The sequence below is a fragment of the Pseudomonas sp. NPDC090592 genome (assembly GCF_044769185.1).
GTDB lineage: Bacteria > Pseudomonadota > Gammaproteobacteria > Pseudomonadales > Pseudomonadaceae > Aquipseudomonas.
Map to the genome: position 1 here is coordinate 149,886 of NZ_JBIVXJ010000004.1, position 26,001 is coordinate 175,886.

The 26,001-nt window shown below is 60.4% G+C and carries 26 protein-coding genes; 13 read left to right on the top strand and 13 right to left on the bottom strand.

The window, feature by feature from the left end; all coding sequences use genetic code 11:
* Positions 1–38 precede the first annotated feature (38 nt).
* Positions 39–290 (bottom strand): hypothetical protein, encoded by a 252-nt coding sequence (locus ACIQUI_RS04920; protein ID WP_403195431.1) that lies wholly within the window; start codon positions 288–290, stop codon positions 39–41.
* Positions 291–378: 88 nt separating this feature from the next.
* On the bottom strand, positions 379–1,977 hold the full coding sequence (locus tag ACIQUI_RS04925) for a histidine kinase famiy protein (protein WP_403195433.1): 1,599 nt from the start codon (positions 1,975–1,977) through the stop codon (positions 379–381).
* Between the two features lie 195 nt (positions 1,978–2,172).
* Between ACIQUI_RS04925 and ACIQUI_RS04930 the strand changes: the two genes are divergently transcribed.
* The 3 genes from ACIQUI_RS04930 to ACIQUI_RS04940 all read left to right on the top strand — a co-directional run bounded on the left by ACIQUI_RS04930 (position 2,173) and on the right by ACIQUI_RS04940 (position 4,755).
* Positions 2,173–2,985: an alpha/beta fold hydrolase gene (locus ACIQUI_RS04930; RefSeq protein WP_403195435.1), complete on the top strand. Its 813-nt coding sequence runs from the start codon at positions 2,173–2,175 to the stop codon at positions 2,983–2,985.
* Positions 2,978–4,162 (top strand): ATP-binding protein, encoded by a 1,185-nt coding sequence (locus tag ACIQUI_RS04935; protein WP_403195437.1) that lies wholly within the window; start codon positions 2,978–2,980, stop codon positions 4,160–4,162. The genes ACIQUI_RS04930 and ACIQUI_RS04935 overlap by 8 nt, the downstream gene beginning before the upstream one ends.
* Before the next feature lie 128 nt (positions 4,163–4,290).
* A complete protein-coding gene (locus ACIQUI_RS04940; protein WP_403195438.1) occupies positions 4,291–4,755 on the top strand; it encodes a hemerythrin domain-containing protein in 465 nt (154 codons plus the stop codon).
* A gap of 40 nt (positions 4,756–4,795) precedes the next feature.
* On the opposite strand, the gene ACIQUI_RS04945 is transcribed toward ACIQUI_RS04940, so the two are convergent.
* Positions 4,796–5,905: a Gfo/Idh/MocA family protein gene (locus ACIQUI_RS04945; protein ID WP_403195441.1), complete on the bottom strand. Its 1,110-nt coding sequence runs from the start codon at positions 5,903–5,905 to the stop codon at positions 4,796–4,798.
* A gap of 173 nt (positions 5,906–6,078) precedes the next feature.
* On the opposite strand from ACIQUI_RS04945, the gene ACIQUI_RS04950 reads away from it, so the two are divergent.
* On the top strand, positions 6,079–6,324 hold the full coding sequence (locus ACIQUI_RS04950; RefSeq protein WP_403195444.1) for a hypothetical protein: 246 nt from the start codon (positions 6,079–6,081) through the stop codon (positions 6,322–6,324).
* Positions 6,325–6,451: 127 nt separating this feature from the next.
* Positions 6,452–6,820, top strand: a complete 369-nt coding sequence (locus ACIQUI_RS04955; RefSeq protein WP_403195447.1) for a hypothetical protein — start codon at positions 6,452–6,454, stop codon at positions 6,818–6,820.
* A gap of 144 nt (positions 6,821–6,964) precedes the next feature.
* Here ACIQUI_RS04955 and ACIQUI_RS04960 read toward each other — a convergent pair whose 3' ends face one another.
* Entirely contained in the window at positions 6,965–8,293 is a 1,329-nt protein-coding gene (locus tag ACIQUI_RS04960; protein WP_403195449.1) for an MFS transporter, read from the bottom strand.
* A 136-nt stretch (positions 8,294–8,429) separates the two neighbouring features.
* Positions 8,430–9,329 carry a glycine betaine ABC transporter substrate-binding protein gene (locus tag ACIQUI_RS04965; protein ID WP_403195452.1) on the bottom strand — a complete coding sequence of 300 codons (900 nt, stop codon included), beginning with the start codon at positions 9,327–9,329 and terminating at the stop codon, positions 8,430–8,432.
* 308 nt (positions 9,330–9,637) lie between these two features.
* Between ACIQUI_RS04965 and ACIQUI_RS04970 the strand changes: the two genes are divergently transcribed.
* Positions 9,638–10,579, top strand: coding sequence for a LysR substrate-binding domain-containing protein (locus ACIQUI_RS04970; RefSeq protein ID WP_403195455.1), 942 nt, complete (start codon positions 9,638–9,640; stop codon positions 10,577–10,579).
* Positions 10,580–10,667: 88 nt separating this feature from the next.
* Here the strand turns inward: ACIQUI_RS04970 and betB are convergent, their stop codons facing one another.
* From betB to ACIQUI_RS05000, 6 genes are all read right to left on the bottom strand, one after another.
* The gene (betB, locus tag ACIQUI_RS04975) at positions 10,668–12,140 is read right to left on the bottom strand and encodes a betaine-aldehyde dehydrogenase (protein ID WP_403195458.1); all 1,473 of its coding nucleotides are present in this window, start codon (positions 12,138–12,140) and stop codon (positions 10,668–10,670) included.
* Positions 12,141–12,208: 68 nt separating this feature from the next.
* A complete protein-coding gene (locus tag ACIQUI_RS04980) occupies positions 12,209–13,534 on the bottom strand; it encodes an MFS transporter (protein ID WP_403195461.1) in 1,326 nt (441 codons plus the stop codon).
* A gap of 238 nt (positions 13,535–13,772) precedes the next feature.
* Positions 13,773–14,042, bottom strand: coding sequence for a hypothetical protein (locus tag ACIQUI_RS04985; protein WP_403195464.1), 270 nt, complete (start codon positions 14,040–14,042; stop codon positions 13,773–13,775).
* Positions 14,043–14,074: 32 nt separating this feature from the next.
* Positions 14,075–15,736: a choline dehydrogenase gene (locus ACIQUI_RS04990; protein ID WP_403195466.1), complete on the bottom strand. Its 1,662-nt coding sequence runs from the start codon at positions 15,734–15,736 to the stop codon at positions 14,075–14,077.
* Between the two features lie 229 nt (positions 15,737–15,965).
* On the bottom strand, positions 15,966–16,766 hold the full coding sequence (gene xth, locus ACIQUI_RS04995) for an exodeoxyribonuclease III (RefSeq protein WP_403195468.1): 801 nt from the start codon (positions 16,764–16,766) through the stop codon (positions 15,966–15,968).
* Positions 16,763–17,005: a hypothetical protein gene (locus ACIQUI_RS05000; RefSeq protein ID WP_016486338.1), complete on the bottom strand. Its 243-nt coding sequence runs from the start codon at positions 17,003–17,005 to the stop codon at positions 16,763–16,765. Before ACIQUI_RS05000 ends, xth begins: the two co-directional genes overlap by 4 nt.
* Positions 17,006–17,227: 222 nt before the next feature.
* Here ACIQUI_RS05000 and ACIQUI_RS05005 point away from each other — a divergent pair, with 222 nt between their 5' ends.
* From ACIQUI_RS05005 to ACIQUI_RS05015, 3 genes are all read left to right on the top strand, one after another.
* A complete protein-coding gene (locus ACIQUI_RS05005) occupies positions 17,228–17,734 on the top strand; it encodes a sigma-70 family RNA polymerase sigma factor (protein ID WP_403195470.1) in 507 nt (168 codons plus the stop codon).
* On the top strand, positions 17,731–18,687 hold the full coding sequence (locus ACIQUI_RS05010; protein ID WP_403195473.1) for a FecR domain-containing protein: 957 nt from the start codon (positions 17,731–17,733) through the stop codon (positions 18,685–18,687). The genes ACIQUI_RS05005 and ACIQUI_RS05010 overlap by 4 nt, the downstream gene beginning before the upstream one ends.
* Before the next feature lie 138 nt (positions 18,688–18,825).
* Positions 18,826–21,270 carry a TonB-dependent siderophore receptor gene (locus ACIQUI_RS05015; protein WP_403195475.1) on the top strand — a complete coding sequence of 815 codons (2,445 nt, stop codon included), beginning with the start codon at positions 18,826–18,828 and terminating at the stop codon, positions 21,268–21,270.
* Positions 21,271–21,355: 85 nt separating this feature from the next.
* Here the strand turns inward: ACIQUI_RS05015 and ACIQUI_RS05020 are convergent, their stop codons facing one another.
* Entirely contained in the window at positions 21,356–21,520 is a 165-nt protein-coding gene (locus tag ACIQUI_RS05020) for a DUF6021 family protein (protein WP_403195714.1), read from the bottom strand.
* A gap of 82 nt (positions 21,521–21,602) precedes the next feature.
* The gene (locus ACIQUI_RS05025) at positions 21,603–21,983 is read right to left on the bottom strand and encodes a low affinity iron permease family protein (protein ID WP_403195478.1); all 381 of its coding nucleotides are present in this window, start codon (positions 21,981–21,983) and stop codon (positions 21,603–21,605) included.
* 165 nt (positions 21,984–22,148) lie between these two features.
* On the opposite strand from ACIQUI_RS05025, the gene ACIQUI_RS05030 reads away from it, so the two are divergent.
* From ACIQUI_RS05030 to ACIQUI_RS05045, 4 genes are read left to right on the top strand one after another with little or no spacing between them, the layout of a single operon-like run.
* Positions 22,149–23,069: a DUF72 domain-containing protein gene (locus tag ACIQUI_RS05030; protein ID WP_403195480.1), complete on the top strand. Its 921-nt coding sequence runs from the start codon at positions 22,149–22,151 to the stop codon at positions 23,067–23,069.
* A complete protein-coding gene (locus ACIQUI_RS05035) occupies positions 23,066–23,839 on the top strand; it encodes an endonuclease/exonuclease/phosphatase family protein (protein WP_403195482.1) in 774 nt (257 codons plus the stop codon). Before ACIQUI_RS05030 ends, ACIQUI_RS05035 begins: the two co-directional genes overlap by 4 nt.
* Positions 23,836–25,038, top strand: a complete 1,203-nt coding sequence (gene clsB, locus ACIQUI_RS05040) for a cardiolipin synthase ClsB (protein ID WP_403195485.1) — start codon at positions 23,836–23,838, stop codon at positions 25,036–25,038. The genes ACIQUI_RS05035 and clsB overlap by 4 nt, the downstream gene beginning before the upstream one ends.
* On the top strand, positions 25,038–25,997 hold the full coding sequence (locus ACIQUI_RS05045) for a lysylphosphatidylglycerol synthase domain-containing protein (RefSeq protein WP_403195487.1): 960 nt from the start codon (positions 25,038–25,040) through the stop codon (positions 25,995–25,997). Before clsB ends, ACIQUI_RS05045 begins: the two co-directional genes overlap by 1 nt.
* The last annotated feature ends 4 nt before the right edge of the window (positions 25,998–26,001 follow it).

A 26,001-nucleotide genomic window follows, 5' to 3' on the forward strand; every position in this document is an offset into this window, starting at 1 on the left:
CACCCTGATGCGAGCGTTGTCGTCGATATGGGAGGGCGTCAAACGCGATGGTAGTCCGCGCCGGCTATGGCTCTGAGAAAGCCGCGGTCGGCGAGCCGTCGCAGGTCTCGCCATTCCCTCCAGTCAATGAGCGCCAGGCGGTCCATCTCGTCGACCTGGCGAAGCAACTCTTCGTGGTGGCTACTGGGGCAATCACGCCTGCGTTCGAAATCGTCATACAGCGCAAACCAACGGTTCACAGCAGCCAGACGACGCTGCTCCTGGGTGATCTGCCGGGTGATCGCGTTCATGTCGCCAGCCCTCGCACTTTGACTGTCGAGCCCGCAGCCGTGGCTAGGTTCACTCGCAAAAGGTCAGCGGTAGGACAACCTCGCAGCCTCAACCCACACCGGTCGGGCCATCGAGAACTTGCCTCACCCTGCGAGCCAGGTCGTGGGGTTGGCAGGGTTTGGAAATGACCTCGAACTCAGAACCGCCGATATCCGTGCGTTCTATCGAGTTTTCCGCATAACCGGTGGTCAGCAGCACCTTGATCTGAGGTTGCAGGCGACGCACCTCTCGGGCAAGCATGACCCCATTCATCCCGCCTGGCATGATCAGGTCGGTGAACAACAGGTCGTAGCGCTCCCCTGCCTGTATCAGCTTCAAGGCCTCACGCGCGTTGAGCACCATGTCGGCGGCATAGCCGTAGTCCTCCAGTACCATCTTGGCCAGCTCCGCGACATCCGGTCGGTCTTCGACGATGAGGATGCGCTCGGTACCGGCGCTACGCTCAGCCACCTTCATGGGCTTCTGCTGGACGATGTTTGCCTCGTCTACCGGGAAGTACAGGCGCAGCGTCGTGCCCTCGCCTTCTTCGGTGTAGATGCGCGCAGCCCCTCCGGACTGCTTGGCAAAGCCGTACACCATCGACAAGCCCAGGCCGGAGCCTTTGCCCTCCTCCTTGGTGGTGAAGAAAGGATCCATTACCCGGTCACGGATACTGGCCGGCATGCCAATACCATTGTCGGTGACCGACAAGCTCACATAGCTCCCAGGCAGCAGACCATCGAAAGAAAGGTTGATGTCCTTGACCTGGACATTACGGGTTTGAAGGAACACGTGCGGGCGCTTGCGTCCGATGAGCGCGTCCCGCGCATTCATGAAAATATTGAGTAACGCCACTTCGGCCTGTGTTGCATCGATGCGGCAATTTCGCAGGCTTTTTTCAAGATCGAACTCCACTACCACCTCGGCACCAAAGGTGCGCTCCATCAACGGCCGCACATCATCGATCAGGTGATTAAGATTAAGGACCCGCCCATGCAGCTTCTGCTTGCGGGCAAAAGCCAGCAACTGCTTGGTCAAGGTACTGGCGCGCTCAACCGCTGCCTGGGCGTGGCCGACACTGCGCCGGACCCGGTTGAGATCGGGCTGGGTCTTGTCTGTTTCGCTCGCGATCAAACCCAGGTACCCGCCCATGACCTGCAGTAGATTGTTGAAATCGTGGGCAATCCCCCCCGTCAATTGCCCCAACGCTTCCATCTTCTGCGCCTGGCGCAGTGCGTCTTCGGCGTCACGCCGACGGCTGACGTCCAATTGCGAGGCGAAGTAGTAAACAAGGTCGCCCCGCTCGTTGAAAATGGGAGAGATGAACAGCGCATTCCAGAAACTGGAGCCGTCCTTGCGATAGTTTAGAATTTCGGTGGCAATATCGACACGTTGTGCGATGGAATCGCGTAGGGTGCCTACGATCGAAGCATCGGTCTCGGGGCCCTGCAAGAACCGACAATTGCGTCCGATGATCTCCGCAAGGTCATAGCCAGTCATTTCCAGGAACGCCCGATTGGCAAAAATGATAGGGTTGTCGTCACGGTTGGGGTCGGTGACGATCATTGGCATGCGGGTAGTTTCCACGGCTGCGAAAAACATGTCGTGCGGCAGCTGAGTGATGTCGCCTGATGCCTGGTTACTGACGCGCGCCTTCTTGCTGGTCACGCAGACCTCCTTGATAACTGTAATACTGACCGATCTGCACAGCGGTAACAGATAAAGGGCTCGCCCATCACCGTTGCGCTTGAAACTTTGATTGGCGCATTACTGTCGACTCGCTCTCGCTTCGCTTAGTTTCACCCTCTGTTAATTGCCTTTGATTTTTTGCCTGGCAGGCTGCTGCACACCAACGGGACGGGTATGGATATCGGAAAGCGCAACAACGTGAACCTTTCGGGCAACGGCAGTGCGACACTGATTTTTTCGCACGGTTTTGGCTGTGACCAATCCATGTGGAATTACCTGCTGCCCCATTTTCAAACGCGTTTCCGGCAGGTGACCTACGATCTTGTGGGTGCTGGCCGCTCGGACCTCACGGCCTATGATCGCGAAAAGTACGCTACGCTCTCAGGTTACGCTGCTGATCTGAACGAAGTCATCACCGCGTTCGCAGAAGGCGCCGTCATCCTGGTGAGCCACTCGGTCAGCGCCATGATCGGGGTACTGGCCGACCGTTTGCACCCTGGGCGCATCGCCGCGCACGTCATGGTCGGCCCCTCGCCGTGTTATATCGACTCGGGTGACTACCAGGGCGGCTTCAAGGAGCAAGACATCCACGCCCTGCTCGACACCCTCGACAGCAACTACCTGGGCTGGTCCAGCAGCATGGCCCCAGTCATCATGGGTTCCCCCGGGCAGCCAGCGCTCAGCGAGGAACTGACCAACAGCTTCTGCCGCACAGACCCGGAAATTGCCCGGCAATTCGCCCGGGTGACCTTTCTGTCGGACAACCGCCGGGACGTCAGCGGCCTGCAGACACCGACGTTGATCCTGCAATCCAGTGAAGACCTGATCGCACCCCTGGCGGTGGGCCAGTACCTGCACAGGGTGCTGCCGCACAGCCAGCTGTGCCTGATCGACAATATCGGCCACTGCCCGCACATGAGTGCGCCCAGCGCCTGCGCAGCCGCCATGGACGCGTTCCTGGCAACCTTGGTTGACAGCCATGAGTAAAGCGGCGCTGCCCGATGCCGACGCGCTGTTCGAGCAGGCGCCCTGCGGGCTGGTGATCACCACCGAAGAGGGGACCATCCTGCGCAGCAACCAGACGTTCGGCGACTGGCTCGGCCATGCACCGACACAACTGCTGGCAAGGCGCTTCCAGGACCTGCTCACCGTTGGCGGTCGGATCTTTCATCAGACGCACTGGGCGCCGCTGATGAAAATGCAAGGTTCGGTCGCGGAAGTTAAGCTTGATCTGCTGCACAGCCAAGGTCATGTCATCACCATGCTGCTCAATGGGGTTCGCCGCGAGCGACCTGAAGGCGTGTATTACGAGCTGGCACTGTTTGGCACGATCGAGCGGGATCGCTATGAACGCGAGTTGCTTGCCGCGCGCCGCCGTGCCGAAGAGCTGCTGACCCAGACAACCGCTGCCGAGGCCGCGTTGAAACAGGCCAAGGTCGAATTGGCAGTTGCTTACAAAGACGCCCAACGACGTGCGGCATTTGCCGAGCAAATGGTGGCCGTTGCCAGCCACGATCTGAAAAATCCGCTGACCGCGATCAGGATGGCCGCGCAGTTGCTGGAGCGCGGTGAGCGTAGTGACAAGGAGCGGCGCTTGCTGGGGAGTATCAACAGTTCCTCCGAACGCGCCCAACGCATGATCGCCGACCTGCTCGACTTTGCCTCGGTGCGCATCGGCCAGGGCATCGCCATTCGTCAGCGTTCGGTGGACCTGTTGAAGACAGTGGATCAATGCGTGAGTGAACTCCGGGTTGCCTTTCCCCACGCCCCTATTCGTCACTTGTCCCGATGCTCTGGCTCGGTCGAGGTCGATCCGGACCGTTTGCAACAGATGATCGGCAACCTGGTGGCCAATAGCGTCGCCTACGGCGATCTGCATCACCCCATCACGCTGACTACCGAGCGAGTAGATGGCGCGGCGCACATTGCCGTGCACAATCATGGCACTTGCATCCCCGAGTCGTTGATCCCCAAGCTGTTCGAGCCCATGATTCGCGCCAGCGACCGTGATGACCCGGTACGGTCGGTGGGGCTCGGCCTGTTCATAGTGCGGGAAATCACCGAGGCTCACGGAGGCACGATCACCGTCGTTTCAAATACGGCCTGCGGAACCACCTTCACACTGCGGCTACCTGACAACCAGGCCGACGATAGGTATCGGTAACAGCAGTCATCTTCGAAGCACCCTCCTCGTCACTGCAGAACACACATCATCTGCATTGAACCCTTGCGTTTGAAGCCTACTCCACACAGAGCAACCGTGATTTTCCCCAGCCCCTGAGGAGGTGTCCCATGAACGCAATCGAACTGCTGATCCAGGACCATCAACTGGTGAAGAAACTGCTCGAGGAACTGTCGTCTACTACCGAGCGCGCCGTGAAAAAACGCGCCGAACTGCTCGACCGCATCAAGCAGGAGGTGAGCATCCATACGACGCTGGAAGAACAGATCCTGTACCCCGCGATCAAGCAGGCCGGCGGTAAGGAAGAAGCGAAGATGTATTACGAGGCCAAGGAAGAGCATCGCACGGTGGACTCGCTGGTCATTCCCGACCTGCTGCACACCGAGACCGGCACCGTGGAGTTCGCCGGTCGGGTCAAGGTGATGAAGGAGTTGCTGGAGCACCATATCGAGGAAGAAGAAACCGAGCTGTTCCCCACTGCCCGCAAGTTGCTGGGCAAGCAGGAACTTGAAGACATGGGCAAGGCTATGGAAGCTCAGAAGAAACTGCTCAAGGGCGAGCAGCGCGCCGCTTGATAAGTGCCAGCGCGCCCATCCGGGCGCGCTGGACCAGGCGTTACCAGGTAGGCGACTCGGTGTTGACCATCGGCGGCACTGCCGCCAGCGGGAATGCCCTGCGCTGCTCGCGGCGCCGGGCAAAAGGCCTTGCCGCCAGTGGCTCCAGGCGCTGCGGTTGGCCGGTTTCCAACGCCCGCTGGATCGCCACTATGACCCGCACATCACGCCAACCCTCCTCGCCATCCGGCTCCGGTGCCTCGTTGCGCATTATGCAGTCGGAAAAGTAAGCCGTTTCTCCGGCGAACTGATCGACCACCGGGTTCACGTGCACGCGGGTTTCGCCGTCAATGGTCGCCCGGTAACTGACCGCCACCCCTTCCCCGTAACCGAAGCAGGGAGAGGCTTCGATCTCGCCCTTGCTCCCCAGCAACTGGAAGCGCTCGGTATCTGGCAGGGTATAGCTGACGGTGAACTGTGCCAGGCGCTCATCGGGGAAGCGCAGGCTGACGGTGACCGTGTCCCAGGTGTCTATGCTGCTACCCGGCGAGCGCACGCCCACTGCTACCACCTCGACAGGCTCGGCATTGAACAGCTGGCGCACCATGTTCAGCGGGTACGGCCCCATGTCTGCGACCGGGCCTGCGCCGAAGCCGCTCTGCGCCCGGTGGTTGCCGGGCTTGACCCGCTGGGTGAAGATCGAAGTGAATAGCCGCGGCTCACCGAAATTGCCGGCATGCACCCGCTCGATCATGTCCAGGGTGCCGGGTTCGGAGTGAAGGCGGTAGGCGATCATCAGCCTGGCGCCTGTTCGCCGTGAAGCCTCGATCATCGCTTGGCAGTCGGTTTCGTTGGTGGCCATGGGTTTTTCCAACAACACATGGATGCCGGCCTCCAGCGCCGGGATCACGAACTCGCGGTGGCGAAAGTTCGGCGTGGCAACGTACACCGCATCCACCTCGCCCGAGCCGAGCAGCTTCGCGTAATCTTCGTAAGCATAGGCCTTGAGCCCGTACCGATCGGCCAGTGCCGCCGCCTTCTGCGGGTCGCCCGTGACCAGCGCGGTCATCACCGAATTGTCGGTCTGGCCGATACCGGGCATGAACGCGCCCTGGGAAATCGAGCCGCCGGCCACTACGCCATAGCGGATCTTGCCTGCTGCATTGGGCATGAAACCCCTCCTTGTGGTGACGATGATTGGTCATGTCGGTTACAAGAGTGGGCAGGTCTTACTGCCGTGAGGTTCCATAAATCTGGCCACCGTAAGTGTCGGCCAAGCGTTGTGAACCCGGGTGTGCGCTCGCCAGTCCCACATCGAAACGCAATCAGTTTGGGAATCGCTGGATGAAAGACTGGATCGACTTTCTCGAATGGCCCGCCATGGTCCTGACCGTATTGGCCGCCTGGTGCATCGGTTCCAGGCGCCCGGGCAGACGCAAGCTGGGCTTCTGCTGCTTCATCGCCAGCAATGTGCTGTGGGGGGTGTGGGGATGGCAGGCACAAGCGTGGGCGTTGATCATCCTGCAGGTGTGTCTTTGCGTCATGAACCTGCGTGGCTGGAAGAAAAACACCGCCATGGAACTGGGCTGAATGGCTCGTGCTTATGTGCGCCGCACTATATGGCGCCCATGCCGTTCGTTCCGCCCGTCAGCACAATCGCACACGTGGCCGGGCGGGCAAGACAAAGAAAGGGTGAACATCCCAAAGGAGCTACACCATGATGATCATCAAGCCCCAATCGTTGTTGTTGGCCTTGTGCCTTGGCGCCAGTGCGCCGCTTGTACTGGCGGCCACCGACATGAACGACCAACGCGCTCCAGGCACTCAAACGCAAGACAGCGGCCACATGAGCGGCAATGGCGGACCCACAGGCTCAGGCACGCCTGGAGATGGCATGGGTACCGGTTCTGGCGGTACCGGGAGCAATGGCACTGACAATACCGGCGGTGATGGCACCACCAACGGCTCAGGGACCGGCGCCGGAAGCGGCAACGGCAGCGGTACCGGGACGAACTCAGGGGGTGGCACCGGCGGTTCGAGCGGTTCCGGCGCTGGTGGCTCCGGTGGTGGCAGTTCCGGTGGTTGAAGGCCGAGTCCCCCATTCTACCGGAGCAAGTGCCATGGGCGCCTCATGACCATGGCACTACACTGAAGTCCGGGATGCGCCACCTCGTCAGCTGTCAGAAATCGCCATTCTCGATCTCGCATCCTGCTGCGGCCGGCCCGGCACTCAGCTGAGCGCCGAAGCTTCATCCAGGCTCATGGAATTGGTTTCAGGGGCGTACATCCAGGACACCACAAGGCCGATCAGGGTAATCATCGCAGCGGCATACATTGTGTTGGCCACTCCGATACTGCTGAGCGAAACCGGCACCAGATAGGTGCCCGCAGCAGCCCCGATGCGTGAGAACGACGTGCCGATGCCCACCGCGACAGAACGCATTTGCGTCGGGAAAATCTCGTTCGGGTACACCAGGGTCAGCACCTGGGCACCACCGATAAACAAGGCATACAGCGAGAAGAACAGCAGAATCATATTGCCGTGACCGGCGTCAGAGAAACCCAGCCCCAGCAACGCCAAGCCTGACAACAGGAAGCTGTAGATCAGCATCTTGCGCCGACCGATTACATTGATCAGGCGGGTTGCCAACAGGCAGCCCAGCACGAAGAACAGCGTGATGACAATCGAGCCTATCGAGCCGTAGTCACCCGTGAGGTGCAGCGCCGCCAGCACTTTCGGGGCGAAGGCATACACCGCAAAGACCGGGATGATCGAACAAGTCCAGAACACCACGACGAAGAACATGCGCCTGCCGTAGCCCGAGCGCAGCAGGCTGCTTAGCGGCAGCTTCTGATCATTCGGCTGTTCTGGCAGGTTGGCGATGGAAAAGTGTTGACCGTAGATGCGCTTGATCACCGCGTCCGCCTCACCAACGCGCCCCTTGCCCAACAACCAACGCGGTGACTCGGGGGTGCCGAGCCTGACAATCAGCAATAACACGCCCAGTACGGCACCACTGGCCAGCGCCAGCTGCCAGGCATCAGGCCGGCCACTGCGCAGCACCACCTCACCTACTACATAGGCGAACGCGGCACCCACGAACCACAGCAACGCCAGTGCCGCGAGCCTGGGTCCCCGGCATTTCCTGGGCAGGAACTCCACCAGCAGCGAAGTGGCAACCGGGTATTCGATCCCCACGGCCACACCGATCAGCAGCCGCAGCACAAACACCGCCACGATCGAATCGGTCCACAAATGGCAGAGAGACGCGGCAATGAAGATGACCGGCCCAACGAAGAAAATCCGCTTTCTGCCAATGATGTTGGTTAGCCAACCGCCGATAAAGCCGCCAAAGAAAATACCGATCAATGCCGATGCGGCGATCATGCCTTCCCAGAAACTGTCGAGTTGCAAGGTAGAGGACATTTGCAGCATGACCACGCCGACAATACTCAGCACATAGCCATCGACAAATGATCCTCCGACAGAACGTACGGTCAATAACTGATGGAAACGACTGAGTGCCACATCTTCAATCGAAGTGCCATTACTCTTCATCTGGATTCCCTGAAACGATATCGGGCCGACAGTAAAAGGCCCTAACAGCCACCGTCCGCCCACTGGGCACCGGCGGTTGGATAATTGAAAGGGGGCCGTTCAGCAAATCACGGCCCTTGCAGAATCTGGCTTAAGTTCAGGGTTGCTGGGCAGTGCGCGCAGCGACTTCCTTGAACATGGCGGCGATGGTGTCTTTGTGCGCGGCATAGTACTGCGCGACCACTTCATCGGCCGAAGTGTCCCGCGCCTGTTTCATCATGGTTTCCAGGTCTTTCACCGGAATGCTGTAGTGCGCAAAGAAGTTGGCAACTTTGGGGAAGTCCTGGGTAAAGCCCTTGCGACCAACCGCATGGATCTGTTCGGCTTTGCCGAACACTTCCTTGGGGTCATCCAGATAGCGCAGTGACCAGGTGGAAAACATCCAGTGCGGGCTCCAGGCATTCAATAGCGACCATTTGTCACGCTTGAGATTGCGGTCGAACTCGTTAAGCATGCCGGTCTCGGAAGACGCAACCAGTTTGTAGCCGTCCAGTTTGTAGGCCTCAATCGCCCGGGTGGCGGTTTTGTATTGGCCATTACCCACTTCGGAGGTGAGAATTTTACCCTCCAGCCTGGCCTTGACCTCCGGTTTGTTGAGGTCCTCGATACTGGCCACCTCGTTCTCGGGAATACTGGCAGGTACTGCCAGGCCCAGCCGTCCTTCGTAAAGCACGCCAAGGTCTTCGAGGCGGTCTTTGTACTTCTCCCAGAACGGCTTGTGGCTATAGGTCAGCCAGGCCATGGGGATCATGTCGACTTTACCGACCGAGAGCGCCTGGAACTGAATACCAATATCCGCCATGACCAGTTTCACAGGTTGTTTCAGCTGGTCTTCCAAAGCGAGCTTGGCAAGTTTCGTGGTGATTTCGGCGTCCGCCCAGTTCACCCACCCCACCACGACAGGTTTTGTTTCAGCTGCGTGGCTGAAGGTAGTGGCCAACGCGAGGCCGGCCAGTAGCAAGCGGGCTTTGCTGAAACCATGTTTGATTGTACTCATCGGACATCTCCATTCTTATAGTCTTGTTTCTGGCAGATTTGATGATCAAGCAGTGGCTGGTTTATTGGTTTTGTAAAGTTCAACCCAGCCGTTGCACAGGGTGAAGCACTGACGCTCCTGAACGAGGTAAAGGCTTCCAGAAAAGAGGGGACGTCGCCGCTTGACGCGGTGATCGTTCAAGCCGGGTGGCAAGTCAATTTATCGGACGCTGGTCATGCCGGATATCGAATAAAAAATAAGCCCGTCATTAAAAAAATTAAAACCCGGTGCGAGCGTCGCGGATCGCCATGCCAAGGACGGCATGGCATTTGACAACATCAAACCAAGCTCGCCTAATGCGGCCAAGGGCAATCGGGACGTCAATGTTCGACCCTCCCTGCCAAGAGGAAAATGTCGTGCGCCATTTAGACCTTGCGTTGCTGTACAGCTTCAAAGTCATCGCGGAATGCAAGAACATTTCGGTTGCTTCACAACGCCTGAACAAGACCCAAGGGGCAGTCAGCATCCAGCTGAAAAAGCTTGAGGACCTGGTCGGCCACCGGCTCATCGAGCGCGGGCATCAGGTCGCCGTGCTCACAAGCCACGGCGAAAGCATGTTGCAGTACGCGCGTAAAATGCTCGCCCTCAGTGAAGAGGCGCTGGATTTCTTCGTCAAAGGCGATGTCTGCGGCAGTATCAGGTTTGGCATTCCCGACGATTACGCGGGGGCCTTCCTGCCTGCGGTACTCAAGGAGTTCACTCAACGGTATCCAAAGGTCAATCTCAAGATTCGCAATGACATCAGCCATAACCTGTTCACTGCCCTTGAAGATGGCGAGCTCGACCTGGCACTGGTGACGCAGCGTGTTGCCGATGGCCATGGTGAGATATTGCGCTGCGATCACCTGCAATGGGTCAGCGCAGCGGGTTTCAAGGTAGACAGAAACGCTCCGATCCCCTTGGCGCTCTACCCCCATGGCTGCGGCTATCGAAGGCAAATCCTGTCAGCGCTCAGTGGCTGCCAGCTGGATTACGACATCGCTTTCGAATGCACAGGGGTGGCCGGCGTGCAGCTGGCGGTGGACAGTGGCTTGGCGATTGCGGCGACTTCCGCCCCGCTGACCAAACCCACCTGGCAGATTCTGGATGGCCCCAGTAATGGGCTGCCAGCACTGGGGAATGTCACTATCGAACTGCGCCAGCATCCTGGCGAATGCAATCCCGCAGCAGCGTTCTTTGCCGACGAACTCAGAAAACATGTACCGGCGTAGAACGAAGCGCGCTTGATAGCCGTGCACTTCACCGGGCGACAAGGGCCTGCGGAACCTGACGAGGGTATGCAGGCCCTACCCCCAGATGCTAGAACACCGAACTATAGTCACCCAGTTCGACCTGGACGGACTTGATGCGCGTGTACTGGGCTAGCGAAGCGATGCCGTTTTCACGGCCGACCCCCGACTGTTTATAGCCCCCTACTGGCATCTGCGCAGGCGACTCACCCCATGCATTGACCCAGCAGATACCGGCTTCGAGCTGGTGAATCACGCGGTGCGCCCTTGCCAGGTTTTCGGTGACGACACCGGCGGCGAGGCCGTACTCGGTATCGTTGGCACGGCGGATCACTTCCTCTTCGGTCTCGTAACTCAGAATGCTCATCACAGGGCCGAAGATTTCCTCGCGCACAATGGCCATGTCGTCGTGGCAATCGGTGAACACGGTAGGCGCCACGTATGCGCCTTTAGCCAGTGCGCCCTCCTCCAGGCGGCTACCGCCGCAGAGCACGCGGGCCCCCTCGGCCTTGCCTTGCTCGATATGCCCCAGCACGCTTTCCATGTGCTGGAAGCTCACCAGTGGGCCAAAGTTGGTGTTTTCATCAGCCGGATCGCCGACACGGATACGCCCGACACGCTCGGCAATCCTGGCCTCGAATGCGGCCTTCAACGACACGGGCACAAAGACCCGCGTGCCGTTGGTGCAGACCTGACCCGAACTGTAGAAGTTGGCCATCATCGCCACGTCAGCTGCCTTGTCGAGGTCTGCATCGCTGAAGATGATCAGCGGCGACTTGCCGCCCAGCTCCATGGTCACTTCCTTGAGGGTGGACGCCGATGCACTGGCCATGACTTTCTTGCCGGTGCTGGTACCGCCGGTGAAGGAAATTTTCTCGATGCCCGGGTGTTCGGTGAGTGCAGTACCGATTTCCCGCCCACTGCCGGTAAGTACGTTGAACACACCAGCAGGCAACCCGGCCTCGGTGAAGATCTCGGCGAGCTTCAGCGTGGTCAGCGATGTCACCTCGCTTGGCTTGAAGATCATGGCGTTGCCAGCTGCCAGCGCCGGGGCGGACTTCCACAGGGCGATCTGAATCGGGTAGTTCCAGGCGCCGATGCCGGCCGTGACGCCTAACGGCTCGCGGCGAGTGTAAACGAACGACGTGTCGCGCAGCGGGATCTGCTCACCCTCGATGGCCACCGCCAGGCCTGCGTAGTACTCGAGCACATCAGCACCGGTGACGATATCGACATGACGTGTCTCGGAATAGGCCTTGCCGGTGTCCTGTGTTTCCAGCATGGCCAGCTCGTCGTTGCGCTCGCGCAGGATTTCAACCGCGCGGCGCAGCACCCGGGAGCGCTCCATGGCGGTCATCGCGGCCCAGACTTTCTGCCCGCGCTGAGCGCTTTCGACCGCACGCTCGACGTCCGCTGCGCCGGCGCGTTGAACCAGGGCAATCACCTCCCCCGTTGCCGGGTTGATGGCTTCGAAGGTAGCGCCAGTGCTGGCGTCCACGTAGCCGCCGTCAATGTAGAGTTTATGTATACCTAGTGCTTGCATGAGTTTCTCCTGGCGTTTTCAATTTCGATCCGCAACGTGGCCCCTGAGGATGCATGAGGGCCAATCGATCACAGCGCCGCAGCCTCTTCCAGGCTGAGCGACTTGGTTTCAGGGGCATACATCCACGTCACCACCAGACCGATCAAGGTGATGAACGCGGCTGCATACATGGTGTTGGCGACGCCGATGCTGTTCAGCGACAGCGGTACCAGGTAGGTCCCGGCGGCAGCCCCTACCCGGGAGAACGAAGTACCGATACCGACAGCGACCGAGCGCATTTCAATAGGGAAGATTTCGTTGGGGTAAACCAGGGTCAGCACCTGGGCTCCACCAATGAACAAGGCATAAAGCGAGAAGAACATCAGGATCAGGTTGCCGCTGCTGGCGCTGAACGCGCCCAGGCCGAGCAACGACAGCCCCGAAAACGTGAAACTGAACAGCAACAGGCTTCTGCGCCCCAGCACGTTGATCAAACGCATCGCCAGGTAACACCCGACCACGAAGAACAGCGTGATGGCGATCGAACCCATGGCGCTGTAGTCACCGGTAAGATTGAGCGCAGCCAGTACCTTGGGGGCGAATGCGTAGACGGCGAACACCGGGATGATCCCGCAGGTCCAGAACATGACGACAAAAAACATCCGCTTGCCATAGCCCGAACGCAGCAGGCTGCTCAGGGGCAGCCTCTTGCCTTCGCCCTGTCTAGGCAAGTTGGCCGTGGAGAAATCTGGCCCGTAGATATGCTTGATGAGCGCATCGGCTTGCGCGGTGCGGCCTTTGCTCAGCAACCAGCCTGGAGATTCATGGGTGCCCAGGCGCATCACAAAAAGGATGGCCCCCAGCACCGCGCTGCTGGCCAAGGTGTATTTCCAGCCATCGGGGTGTCCACTGTGCAGGATGACCTCGCCCACCACATAGGCCAGCGCCGCGCCGATGAACCAGAGGAGCGCCAGCGCCGCAAGGCGCGGGCCACGGTATTGGCGGGGCAACAATTCGACCAGCAGTGAAGATGCCACCGGGTATTCGAACCCGACTGCAATACCGATCAGCAACCGAAGCAGGAAGGTCAGCGCCGCGGAATCCGTCCACATATGCCCCAGCGAGGCCATCACGAACAGCGCCGGTGCCACCAGAAACATACAGCGCCGGCCCAGCAGGTCTGTCAGCCAGCCACCGATGAAGCCACCACAGAAAATCCCGATCAGGGCAGAGGCAGCAATCATCCCTTCCCAGAACGCATCCAGTTGCAGTGTCGATGACATCTGCAACATCACTACCCCGACGATACTCAGCACATAACCTGCAACCAGTGAGCCTGACCACGCCCGCAGCGTCAGTAACTGGTGAAAGCGGCTCAGCGATACATCTTCAATCGAAACAGCACTGTTGTTCATCTGGCTTTCCTCGGGCAGCATGCTGCGGCGATCGAATAAACGGCCGCCGACACCGCCCTTCACTACGTGTGGCACGTCATTGAAATGTTGAAATGAGCGGCTGCGCACATGCAGCGCTCATGTACTATTTATATGGAAACCTGAAACAAGACCGTCAGTAACTTGCAGCACTCGCGCACGCAGGTCCGTTCACTCAACCCAACAGGTTGAATGAACGGCAACAGTGCTGGCTGGTGTATTACAGGTACTGGTAGCGATTGACGATCGCAGAGGAAATAGCCCAGTCACCGTCGACGCCTTTACGGATGGTTACATGGGTACCTGGAACAATCGCCACCGGCGGGTTGGTTGCGCTGTTGATCACGGCTTCACCGCTTTGCACGATAAACTGCACATCCTGATCGTATTGATAGACAAAACGATCGGTGTCACCGCTCTCCCAAAGTTCCCAACTCTGGCAGCTCGCCAGCTCTTCCGGTGTTGCCTGACGCTTGGTAATAGTGGTCATTTTCATATTCCCGATCATGTCTGGACGCCGAGTCAGGCGAAGGCTTTGTGTTCGGCCACTTGAACCTGGCTGTAATACGGCAGCGCTTCAGGTTGCAGTGCAGGTTTGCCCAGCAGCAGATCGCTGGCCTTCTCAGCCAGCATGATCGTTGCTGCGTTGATGTTGGCACTCGGCACTGTCGGGAATACCGACGCATCGATCACTCGCAGGTTTTCCACGCCGCGCACCCGCAGCTGGCTGTCGACCACGGCCATCGGGTCGCTGTCGCTGCCCATCTTGCAGGTGCCGCACGGGTGGTAGGCGCTCGCTGCATCCTCGCGGATGAACGCATCCAGCGCCTTGCCCGAACGAATGTGCTTGCCTGGGGTGTCTTCGTGGTAGTTGTAGCGCTTGAACGCCGCCTGCTCGGAAAACTCGATACCCAGGCGCATCGCCTCACGCATCACCCGCCAGTCTTCCTCGGTGGCCATGTAGTTGGGGTCGATGCGCAGCGGGTCGGAGACCTTGTTGCTGCGCAGGCGCACATTGCCGCGGCTGGTCGGGCGCATCGGGCCCACGCCGATACGGTAGCCATACGTCGTGCTCACCGGGATCCAGTTCTTGTCGAAGAACACCGGGAAGAAGTGGAACTGGATGTCCGGGTGCGGTGTGGTCGGCGAACTGTTGAGGAACGCGCCGACGTGGCACTGGTTGACCGCGGCCACGCCCTTCTTGAAGCCGAACCACTGCATGCCCGCCCACAGCATGCGGTGCGGTTGCAGCTCCTTGTTCAGCGACACCGGCTCTTTGGTTTCGATCTGGATATGACATTCCAGGTGATCCTGCAGGTTCTCGCCAACGCCAGGCAGGTTCACCTTGGTGGCGATGCCGTGCTCGCGCAGGTGCTGCGCCGAACCGACGCCCGACAGCATCAGCAGTTGCGCCGAGCCGAACACGCCGCACGACACGATGGTTTCGCGACGGGCGCGCACCTCGACCATGCTGCCCTTGTACATCACCCGGAACCCGGTGGCCTGCGGCCCTTCGAAGTTGATCTTCTGCACCTCGCAGCCAAGCCATATGGTCAGATTGGGGTGCTCGCCCATGCTATGGATATAGCCGTAGGCCGCGCTGTTGCGGATGCCATCGCGCACGCTCATCTCGAAGCGTGAGACGCCCTCCTGGCGGTAGCCATTGACGTCTTCGGTAAGGTGGAAACCAGCCTGCTGTCCGGCCTCGAGGAAGGCGGCATTGAGCGGGCTGAGCTGTTCCTGGCGCTGGGCGCGGATCGGCCCGTCGTGGCCACGGTGCAGCCCGCCGATCTTGCTGCTTTCGATCTTCTTGAAGTACGGCGCGCAGTCGGCCCAGCTCCAGCCGCTGGCGCCGGCAGCTTGCCAGGCGTCGTAGTCCATGGGGTGGCCGCGCAGCCAGGTCATGCCGTTGATCGAGGACGAGCCGCCGAGCACGCGGCCTCGGGGCTGCTGGATCTGGCGGTTATCGAGGTGCTTTTGCTGTTCGGTGTAGTACCACCAGTTGTACTTCGAGGTCGGCTTGAAGGCCGACCGCAACCCGGCGGGCATGCGGATGATCCAGGACTTGTCGGAGGGGCCGACTTCCAGCAGCAATACTTCATGCCCGGCATCGGACAGCCGACGTGCAAGGACACAACCCGCAGAGCCGGCACCAGCGATCACATAATCAAACTCAACCTTCAATTGCTTATCTCCACCACGCTCAACCAGAGCAGTTCTGAACAGTCACGGGTGAGCGGGCTCTCGCGACAGTTTGTCGCACGCAATCTATCCAAGGTCGCCGCTGAGGGGTATCGAATAAAAAATAAGCCAAGTATTAAAAATAATTAAGCCCGGTAAGTTTCGCCAAACCCTGGCCTGACTACGCCCACTATCATTGAATCACTGTTTAAACTTGCCTGACCGAAGCACTTCACGTACGTCGCTGGCGGCGGCTGCCCAACTCGATCCAGACCGGCGCATGATCGCTGGGCTTGGGTTCATTGCGCACCCAGGCATCCACCCCCGCCTGCTTCAGACAAGGTTCGAGGCCTGGACTGAGCAACAGGTGATCGATACGTAGCCCGGCATTGCGTGCCCAGTGATTGCGAAAGTAGTCCCAGAACGTGTAAATGCGCTGCTCCGGGTACAGGTGGCGAACAGCGTCGACCCAGCCCTGGGCCAGCAACCGTTCGAAGCACGCCCGCGCCTCAGGTTGCAGCAGCGCGTCCTTGAGCCACGAGCGCGGGTTGTAGATGTCCAGATCGGTGGGCACCACGTTGAAATCGCCCGCCAGCACCGTGGGATGGCTGCTCTCCAGCAGCATTTGCGCATGGTTGAGCAGGCACTCGAACCAGCGCAGTTTGTAATCGAACTTTGGCCCGGGTTGCGGGTTGCCATTGGGCAGGTATAAACAACCCACCAGCACACCGTGCGCCGCAGCTTCGAGGTAGCGGCTTTGCGGGTCGTCCTGCATGCCGGGCAGCCCGCGGCGAACCTCCAGAGGCTCGCTATCGCGCGCCAGAATGGCCACACCATTCCAGGAGGGTTGCCCTTGGTAAAGGCAGCCATAACCTGCCGCTTCCAATGCCTCGCGAGGAAACTGCGCGTCGGCCGCCTTCAGTTCTTGCAGGCAGGCAATGTCCGGCTGCTCCCGCGCCAGCCAGGCCAACAGCGCGGGCAGGCGGCTGCGGATGCCATTGATGTTGAAAGTGGCGATCTTCAGCGCTTTCATGCGTCAGGGTCGCTCACGTGAGCCTGTACCGCATCTTCCAGTGCCCGTATATGTGCCTCGTCGGCCAGTGCCTTCAGCGCCAACCAGTCATCCCAGTCGATGGCACCGTCGTCCCGCAGCGCCTCAGCAGTGCGAACCAGTTCGTGGTGGTAGGCATCCGGCGATTCGCGCCGGTAGCTGATGTCGTCGTACTGCGCGTACCAGGCTTCAAGTTCAGGAATGCTGCGTTCGATGCTCATGACGGCCGCCTCGTTCTATCCCTGCTAGTGAGAGCCCAAGCTCCGCGCAATGTTCAACTGCAACGGTCAGCCGGTCAGCCTCCTTTCCTGGTTTGCCAGATCAACACGCCAGCGCCATTTGCACGCGACAACCTGACGTCTGCTGCAACGGTTTGCAAAATCAGCACATCACCTTACAATCGAGATCAATTCCCATATGCATTTGATTAGCGGAAAGGTGAAGTGCCCATCGACACCACACTGCAACCCATCGACAGCCTGTATCGCGACCATCATGGCTGGCTGCAAGGCTGGCTGCGCCACCGCCTGGGTGATCGCGAGCGGGCGGCGGATATCGCTCAAGACACTTTCCTGCGCCTGCTGGTAACCCGCCGCCTGCCGGAACAGCGTGACGGCCGTCGATTCCTGGTGCAGATCGCCCGCAACCTGGTCATAGACCAGTGGCGTCGCCAGCGTATCCACCAAGCTTATCTGGAAAGCCTCGCCGCCCTGCCCGAGCCAGAAACTCCGTCACTGGAAACCCGCGCGATCGTGATCGAAACCCTGATGCAGATCGACGCCATGCTCGACAACATGCCTGCGAAGGTACGCGAAGCATTCCTGCTGTCGCAATTTGAAGGGCTGACCTACACACAGGTCGCAGCTCGGCTGAACGTCAGCGTCAGCTCGGTGCAAAAGTACATGCTCCGCGCCATCACTGCCTGCTATCAGGTCCTGTACGCTGAATGAAAACCGTCAGCGAAGCACCACTCTCCCCCGCAATCGTCGAGCAGGCCAGTCATTGGTTGATGCTGCAATGGAGCGGTGAGTTCGAAGCGGCACAACAGCAGCGGTTTCTTGAATGGCGCGCCGCGGACCCGGAGCACGATCGCGCATGGCGACGCCTGGAGCGCCTGCAAAGTACCCTGAGCGGTGTCCCTGCGGATACAGCACTCGGGGTGCTGCGCGAGCTGCCCGATGCGCGTCGTCGGCAGGCGCTCAAGCTGCTCGGCACGCTGCTGTTGGCCGGCGGCAGCGGCTATCTGGTTCATTCGCAATCCCCTTGGCGCGAAGCCATGGCAGACCTGCGCAGCGGCACTGGCGAACGTTTGAAACGCTCGCTGGAGGATGGCAGCCAACTTAGCCTGAACAGTGGCACTGCGGTTGATATCCGGTTCAACGCGTCGGAACGGCGCATTTGCCTGATCACCGGGGAGTTGCTGCTGGAAAGTGGTCATGACCCGACGCAGCGCCCGCTGGTCGTTCAAACTGCAGAGGGGGAAATCCAGGCGTTGGGCACACGCTTTTCCGTGTACCAGCGTGAGCATGGCAGCCATGTCGAGCTGTTTGAAGGCGAGCTGGAGTTGCGTCCACGGCAGGCGCCCGCCAGCCGCCTTCAAGCAGGACAAAGTCGCTGGTTTTCCGCCAATCGCCTCGGCGACCTCGGGCCAGCCAACCTCAACACCATCGCCTGGCTAGACGGCCGCTTGATCGCCGAGCGCATGCCGTTGGGGCACTTCGTCGCCGAGCTGGCTCGCCATCGTCCCGGTGTGCTTCGCTGCGACCCCGCTGTAGCGCAGTTGCCGCTCACGGGGGTGTTCCCCTTGGCAGACACCGACCGCGTGCTGATGGCAGTTCAGCAGTCGCTACCCGTAAAAATACAGAGATTGACGCGCTTCTGGGTCAACGTCAGCCCGGTTTAGAAACGCACAAGATTGCTGGCCGTCTGCTGCCAGCCTGGAATGGCAAAAAATAGTTTGTGCAGTGTTGTCGTTTTGGTCGAGTTGTACGGGATACCTCTTGAACCCAATCAACAAGCCTTCTCAAGAGGATCGTTCAGAGTGTCGCACCTGCCCACGCCCACCCGTTCACGGCTGACCCACCACATCCTGCTTGCCAGCTTGCTCGGCGGCGCCCCGTTACTGCTTGCCATGCCTGCAGCACTGGCCTACGCAAGCGAACAGACACGCCACTACGCCATCCCGGCTGGGGGCCTTGATCAGGCGCTGAACCGTTTCGCGAGCCAGTCCGGCATCTTGCTGTCCGCAGACGCACAATTGACCGCCGGCAAGCATACCCCGGGGCTCAGCGGCACCTACTCAGTGAGTGATGGCCTCGCCCAACTGCTGGCCGGCACCGGCCTGCGCGTACTCAAGCGTGCGGACAGCTACATAATAGAAGTGGCAGCGGACAGCGAAGGTGCCCTGGAACTGGGGGCAACTACCGTAACCGGTGCACTGCTGTCTGGCACCACCGAAGGCACAGGTTCGTACACCTCACGATCAGCGCAGACGGCAACCAAACTGCCATTGTCCCTGCGCGAGACGCCACAATCGGTCACAGTCATCACGCGCCAACGCCTCGAAGACCAGAACCTCGCCAACCTCAACGAGGTGGTGCAGAACACACCTGGGCTCACCCTGCGCCGGACCGGCCCGGAACGATCCTCGTACTACGCCCGGGGGTTTTCCCTCGATAACATCATGTACGACGGCCTGCCCACCAGCCTGGACAGCTCACAGGTGTCCCAAGACCTGCTGTCGGCCGACATGGCCATGTATGACCGGGTCGAAGTCGTGCGCGGTGCCACCGGCCTGATGCAGGGTGCGGGCAACCCTGCGGCGTCGATCAACCTGATCCGCAAGCGGCCGACGCACGAGTTTCAGGCCAGCATCGAAGGAAGCATGGGCAGCTGGGACCGTTACCGCACCGAGGTCGATGTCTCCGGCGCGCTCAACGACAGCGGAACCGTTCGCGGCAGAATGGTGACGGCGTATCAGACCGGCAACAGCTACCGAGACACGCTGGAAAACCAACGCAACCTGTTCTACGGCATCCTGGAAGCCGACCTGGACGACAGCACCACCTTGACCCTGAGTGCATCGCGCCAGCAAGACAACAACAATGGCAACGGCTGGACCGGCCTGCCGGTGGGCTTCGACGGCAGTGACCTGCATTTGTCACGCTCTACTTCGCTGAGCAGTGACTGGGAGTATTGGGACAAGACCAGCACCTCTGCCTACGCGGCACTGGAACACCTCCTGGACAACGGCTGGAAGCTCAACCTCTCGGCCACCAGGACCTGGGCCGACCTCGACATGCTGGGCACCTATCTGGTCGCCAACACCACCACCCCTGCCTATAACCAGTTCGTCGGCGCGGGGCACTATCGGGAAACCCAGAACAGCTTCGACGCCTATGCCAGCGGCCCGTTTCGCCTGATGGACCGAGACCACGAAGTGGTGGTCGGCGCCAGTCACCGGCGGGTGGTGTTCAACGGTGACGTGCCCTACAACATCTTGCTGAACAGCAACATCGACCTCTACAACTGGGACGCGGGCGCCACACCAAAACCGCCGAGCCAGGACAAGTACGGCTGGCAGAACACCAACGCCAAGCTCAACAGCGTTTACGCCACCACACGCCTGAGCCTGGCCGACCCGCTGAAGCTGATTCTGGGCAGCCGCCTGGACTGGTATGACAACACCACCACCTCGCCCTACAAAGGGACCGCCCCGAGCGAGCTGAAAGTCACTCGGCATGTCACCAAGTACGCCGGCCTGATCTATGACATCGACGAGCATCACAGCGTGTATGTCAGCTACACCGATATCTTCAAACCCCAGAACTACAAGGATGCTTCCGACAACATCATTGCGCCGATCACCGGGAAAAACCATGAACTGGGCATCAAGGGTGAGTACTTCGACGGGGCACTGAACGCATCGGCTGCCCTCTTCCAGATCGACCAGGAAAACCGTGCGAAGTCTTTTACCGACGGTTGCCCTACTGCTCCGACTACCCCGTGCTACGAGGCGGCAGGCAAAGTGCGCAGCAAGGGCATAGAACTGGAGGTACAGGGCCAATTGACCCCTGATTGGCAACTGGCTGCCGGTTATACCTTTGCCGAGGCCAAGTATGTCAAAGATACCAAGAAAGAAAACGAGGGCCGTCTGTTCGACACCGACATACCCCGCCATCTGTTCAAGATGAGCACGTCCTATACACTGCCGGGGCAGTTCAACCAGTGGCGTGTCGGCGCCTCCCTTTATCACCAGAATCGAATCTACAACAAGAACACCACCTACATGATCGAGCAGGATGGCTACACCCTGGTGGACTTCATGTTGGGGTTCAAGCCGACCGACCACATCGATGCGCGCGTCAACCTCAACAACGCGTTCAACAAGAAGTACTACAACGCCCTCAGCAACTCTGTCGCGGTACCGAGCAACGTTTACGGTGAGCCACGCAACCTGATGCTGTCGCTGAAGTACACATTCTGATAGCTGTGCTGCCCCCCGGCTTTTGAACAGCCGGGGTAACAGATGAATGCCATGTGCGGCAGACATGCGGCCACGGAAGCTTCGCTCACGGTTTCTTTTCCACGTCCCTTGGTGCTTTCGCGGGGCCTTGGGGGTCCACTTGAGGGTCGTCCAGATCCGGAGAGTCCGGGTCGAAACCCAGGTCCTGATCAGTCGTTGCATGATCGGAAGAATGGGGGCCTTTCTGCTGCTGTTCGTCGTATTTTTTCATCATTTGGTCTCCGAAGTGTGAGTTGTTCACCGTCACGGTCCTGGCCTTTTCTGAACAACGCCATGGCGGGTTCATGAACACGTCAGTGAGAGTCCTCCCTGTCTGGCCCCGCTTCGTCGCGCTCCCCCAGTTGCTGGTATCGCTTTCGAAGCGCATGGAGTTCAGCTGGCCCCATGTCTTCAAGGTCGAGCAACGCCTTGTGCGCCCGTTGGGTAGTGCGCAACAGTTCGTCAAGTTTGATGTGCAATTCGTCGCTGTCACGGTTTTGGGTGTTCTGGATCAGGAACACCATCAGGAAGGTGATGATCGTGGTCGACGTATTGATGACCAACTGCCACGTGTCGTTGAAATGAAACAAGGGCCCGCTTACGCCCCAGGCAATGATCAGCAGCAAGGCAATAACGAAGGTCAAAGGCCGCCCGCTATGGTTGGCCAGCCATTGTGCAAACCGATCAAACTTCATGGCTGAGCCTCCTTCATGGTGTACCTCAGTGGAACCCAGGCATCCGGTGGAGGATTGCAACGCCGGTAAAGTTCCCTTTTTGCATGGCCATCCACTCGTCAATCGCACTGAACAATCTGGTCCCTGTCCCTGTCGCTACTGATACGTACAGGAGCGCAGGGACTTATGGTGAGCGAGATCCGCATCGGTATTTCCGGTTGGCGCTATGGCCCATGGCGCAAGGACTTCTACCCCGAGGGGCTGCGCCAGGACGACGAGCTGGCGTTCGCCTCGCGGGCGGTCAACAGTATCGAAATCAACGGTTCCTTCTATGCGCTGCAAACCCCGGAGCGTTATGGCAAGTGGCGTGACCAGACACCGCAGGGCTTCGTGTTCTCGGTCAAGGCGCCGCGCTATATCACCCACGTACGCAGGCTTCGTGAGGTCGACGAGGCGCTCGCCAATTTCTTCGCATCGGGCCCGTTGCTGCTGGGTGACAAACTGGGCCCCTTCCTTTGGCAGTTCCCTCCAAACCTGAAGTTCGACGCGCCGCGCTTCAGCGACTTTCTGGCCAAGCTACCACGCGACCGCAAAGCCGCCCGCAGCCTTGCGCGCCACGCCGCAGAACGCCTGCAAGGCAACGGCGGCATTGCCGTGCCGGGTAATGCGCGCCTGCGCCACGCCGTGGAGATCCGCCACCCCAGCTTCCTTTGCGACACCTTCATCAATCTGTTGCGCAAGCACAAGGTTGCCCTGGTGGTCGCCGACAGCGCCGGTAAATGGCCCTGTGTCGAAGAGCTCACAGCCGATTTCGTGTACCTGCGCCTGCATGGCGATGTCGAGCTGTACAGCAGCGGCTACACGGCCAGCGCGCTGCGCCGCTGGCGCTTGCGCATCCAGGCCTGGGCTGCGGGCGGCCAGCCGGAGGATGCCCAACGCGTGGTGCACCGCGCCCCGGCAAGACGCGCCTCCCGTGACGTGTACTGCTACTTCGACAACGACCAGAAAGTCCATGCCCCTTACGATGCACGCCGCCTGCTGGACAAGCTGGGCCTTGGCGGCGAGCTGGCTACCGAACCAGGCGTCGAACCGCAGGAGCCGCTATGAACCGGACACTGCCCGCCCCCCGCTGCATCATCGACAAGGTCACCGCCGTACATCGCCTGACGGTACTGACCCTGAATGTGCACAAAGGCTTCACCCTGTTCAACCGCCGCTTCATTTTGCCGGAGCTGCGCGAGGCGGTACGCTCGACCGGGGCCGACCTGGTGTTTCTCCAGGAGGTACACGGCAGCCATCAGCAACATGCCGAGCGCCACCCCATGTGGCCGAAAGCGCCCCAGTACGAGTTTCTCGCCGACAGCATGTGGCCGCAGTTCGCCTATGGCCGCAATGCGGTCTACCCCCATGGTGACCATGGCAACGCGCTGCTGTCCAAATTCCCCATCCGTGCCCATGACAACCTGGACGTTTCGGTCCATGGCAACGAAGAACGAGGCCTGCTGCACTGCCAGCTTGAAGTGCAGGGCCATGAACAGGTGCACACCGTCTGTGTACACCTGGGCCTGCGTGAAGAGCATCGTCAGCGTCAGGTCGGCCTGCTGCTGGCATTGCTTGACAGCCTGCCAGCGGACGAGCCGGTCATTGTCGCCGGCGACTTCAACGACTGGCGCCTGAAAGCGGATGCGCGGCTGTCGGGCCACTTGGTGGAAGCCTTCGGCAAGCCGGCACGCAGCTTCCCCGCGCGCCTGCCGATGCTGCGCCTGGACCGCATCTACCTGCGCAATGCCCACGCGAGCCAGGCACGGGTGTTATCCAGATACCCGTGGTCACATCTCTCCGACCATGCCCCGCTGGTGGCGCAGGTGACGCTATGAAACAGCCTTGGTGCGATGGCAACCGCGTCGAGTTGCTGATAAACGGCGAGCAATACTATCCCCGCGTCTTCGAGGCCATGGCCCAGGCACGGGAAGAGATCCTCCTGGAAACCTTCATCATCTACGACGACAAGGTCGGCCAACCCTTGCGCCACGCCCTGATCGATGCCGCACGGCGCGGTGTGCGGGTCGAGGTGGCGGTGGACGGCTACGGCACCGCGGACCTGCCTGACGAATTCGTCACCTCGATGACCGAGGCCGGCGTGCGGTTCCATGCCTTCGACCCACAACCACGGCTGGTGGGCATGCGCACCAACCTGTTTCGCCGCTTGCACCGCAAGATCGTGGTGATCGACGGGCAACGCGCCTTCATTGGCGGCATCAATTACAGTGCCGACCACCTGGGGGACTTCGGCCCGCAGGCCAAGCAGGACTACGCCGTGGAGGTCGTCGGCCCGGTGGTGGCCCAGGTGCATGCTTCTTCGTGTCGCATGCTCGCACCGGTGCTGGGTGCTGCCAGTAGCGTCAAGCCGGGCGGCATTGCTTCAGGCCCGGCCAGCGCCGTGCTGGTGGAACGCGACAACCAGCGCCATCGCAACGATATCGAAGCCTGCTACCTGCAGGTTTTCCGCGAAGCAAGGCAACGTATCGTCGTGGCCAACGCCTACTTCTTCCCCGGCTACCGCTTGCTGCGCGAGCTGCGCAACGCCGCCCGGCGCGGGGTCGAGGTGACGCTGATCCTCCAGGGGCAACCGGACATGCGCTGGGTTCGCGCGCTCTCGCGGCTGCTCTACAACTACCTGCTGCGCGACGACGTGCGCATCCATGAGTACTGCCAACGGCCGCTTCACGGCAAGGTTGCGTTGGTGGATAACGACTGGTCCACCGTAGGCTCAAGCAACCTCGACCCGCTGAGCCTGTCGTTCAACCTTGAGGCCAACCTGCTGATTCGCGACCCCGCGTTCAACGAACAGCTGTACCAGCACTTGACCGAACTGAGCCGGCAGCACTGCAAGACCGTGACGCTGGAGCGCATGGTGCGTGGTTACTGGTGGCGTGCCCCGTTGATCTTCCTGGGTTTCCACATCACGCGCTATTTCCCGCGGATTGCCGGCTGGTTTCCGGCGCACCGGCAGCGCCTGCAGTCGCTGCAAGCCGACGACCAGGCCCCGGCCGACTACCACGGGGGCAAGACCTGATGGCCACTACATCCTGGACGACCTGGGCCAAACGCTTGCTGACCGTGCTGTTTTTGCTGTTGATACCGGTACTGCTGGTAACCCTGGCGCGTAACCTGGACTGGAACGAAGTACGCCAGTCGCTGCTGGCCTACCGGCCCTCGACCCTGGCCTTGGGGCTGCTGCTGGCGCTGTGCAGCTACCTGGTATTCGCCAGTTACGACCTGCTCGCCCGCGCCTACACCGGCCACCGCCTGCCGGCCCGTCAGGTACTGCCGGTAGCGTTCGTCTGCTATGCGTTCAACCTCAACTTCACCACCTGGGTTGGTGGTGTGGCCCTGCGTTATCGCCTGTACAGCCGGCTGGGCCTGGATACCCCGACCATCACCCGCATCCTCACCCTGGGGCTGTTGACCAACTGGATGGGCTACCTGCTGCTGGCCGGCACGGTATTCGCCCTGGGCCTGGTCAAGCTGCCGGAAAGCTGGGCAGTGGGTGCCAGCGGCCTGCGCTTGATCGGCGTACTGATGGTGGCGGTGGCGTTGGCTTACCTGTGCGCCTGCGCCTTCGCCAAGCGGCGCACATGGACGCTGCGTCAGCACGAAGTCACCCTGCCGAGCCTGCGAATGGCGCTGTGCCAAGTGGTTCTGGGCGCAAGCAACTGGGCGCTGATGGCAGCGCTGATTCACCTGCTGCTGCCGCCCGAGCTGTTTTATCCCTCGGTGCTGGGTGTGTTGTTGATCAGTTGCGTCGCCGGGGTGGTCGCCCACATTCCAGCCGGGCTCGGCGTGCTGGAAGCCGTATTCCTGGCGCTGCTCCACGGCCAGCTAGGCCAAGGCACCCTGATCGCCGCGCTGCTGGGGTATCGAACGTTGTACTACCTGATCCCGCTGCTGTTGGCGGTGGTTACCTACCTGATACTCGAGAAGCGCGCCAAGGCCTTGCGCAGACAGGCCGGGGCAGCGCTCAACAAGCGCTGAGGGG

Bases quoted from the DNA above. Each gene is read 5' to 3' on its own strand.
- ACIQUI_RS04930 (WP_403195435.1), top strand. From the start codon at position 2,173: ATGGATATCGGAAAGCGCAACAACGTGAACCTTTCGGGCAACGGCAGT.
- ACIQUI_RS04945 (WP_403195441.1), bottom strand. From the start codon at position 5,905: ATGCCCAATGCAGCAGGCAAGATCCGCTATGGCGTAGTGGCCGGCGGC.
- ACIQUI_RS05035 (WP_403195482.1), top strand. From the start codon at position 23,066: ATGAACCGGACACTGCCCGCCCCCCGCTGCATCATCGACAAGGTCACC.
- clsB (WP_403195485.1), top strand. From the start codon at position 23,836: ATGAAACAGCCTTGGTGCGATGGCAACCGCGTCGAGTTGCTGATAAAC.
- ACIQUI_RS04985 (WP_403195464.1), bottom strand. From the start codon at position 14,042: ATGACCACTATTACCAAGCGTCAGGCAACACCGGAAGAGCTGGCGAGC.
- ACIQUI_RS05045 (WP_403195487.1), top strand. From the start codon at position 25,038: ATGGCCACTACATCCTGGACGACCTGGGCCAAACGCTTGCTGACCGTG.
- ACIQUI_RS04960 (WP_403195449.1), bottom strand. From the start codon at position 8,293: ATGAAGAGTAATGGCACTTCGATTGAAGATGTGGCACTCAGTCGTTTC.
- ACIQUI_RS05025 (WP_403195478.1), bottom strand. From the start codon at position 21,983: ATGAAGTTTGATCGGTTTGCACAATGGCTGGCCAACCATAGCGGGCGG.
- ACIQUI_RS04950 (WP_403195444.1), top strand. From the start codon at position 6,079: ATGAAAGACTGGATCGACTTTCTCGAATGGCCCGCCATGGTCCTGACC.
- ACIQUI_RS04935 (WP_403195437.1), top strand. From the start codon at position 2,978: ATGAGTAAAGCGGCGCTGCCCGATGCCGACGCGCTGTTCGAGCAGGCG.
- ACIQUI_RS05010 (WP_403195473.1), top strand. From the start codon at position 17,731: ATGAAAACCGTCAGCGAAGCACCACTCTCCCCCGCAATCGTCGAGCAG.
- ACIQUI_RS04965 (WP_403195452.1), bottom strand. From the start codon at position 9,329: ATGAGTACAATCAAACATGGTTTCAGCAAAGCCCGCTTGCTACTGGCC.
- ACIQUI_RS04980 (WP_403195461.1), bottom strand. From the start codon at position 13,534: ATGAACAACAGTGCTGTTTCGATTGAAGATGTATCGCTGAGCCGCTTT.
- ACIQUI_RS05020 (WP_403195714.1), bottom strand. From the start codon at position 21,520: ATGAAAAAATACGACGAACAGCAGCAGAAAGGCCCCCATTCTTCCGAT.
- ACIQUI_RS05000 (WP_016486338.1), bottom strand. From the start codon at position 17,005: ATGAGCATCGAACGCAGCATTCCTGAACTTGAAGCCTGGTACGCGCAG.
- ACIQUI_RS04940 (WP_403195438.1), top strand. From the start codon at position 4,291: ATGAACGCAATCGAACTGCTGATCCAGGACCATCAACTGGTGAAGAAA.
- betB (WP_403195458.1), bottom strand. From the start codon at position 12,140: ATGCAAGCACTAGGTATACATAAACTCTACATTGACGGCGGCTACGTG.
- ACIQUI_RS04920 (WP_403195431.1), bottom strand. From the start codon at position 290: ATGAACGCGATCACCCGGCAGATCACCCAGGAGCAGCGTCGTCTGGCT.
- ACIQUI_RS05030 (WP_403195480.1), top strand. From the start codon at position 22,149: ATGGTGAGCGAGATCCGCATCGGTATTTCCGGTTGGCGCTATGGCCCA.
- xth (WP_403195468.1), bottom strand. From the start codon at position 16,766: ATGAAAGCGCTGAAGATCGCCACTTTCAACATCAATGGCATCCGCAGC.
- ACIQUI_RS04955 (WP_403195447.1), top strand. From the start codon at position 6,452: ATGATGATCATCAAGCCCCAATCGTTGTTGTTGGCCTTGTGCCTTGGC.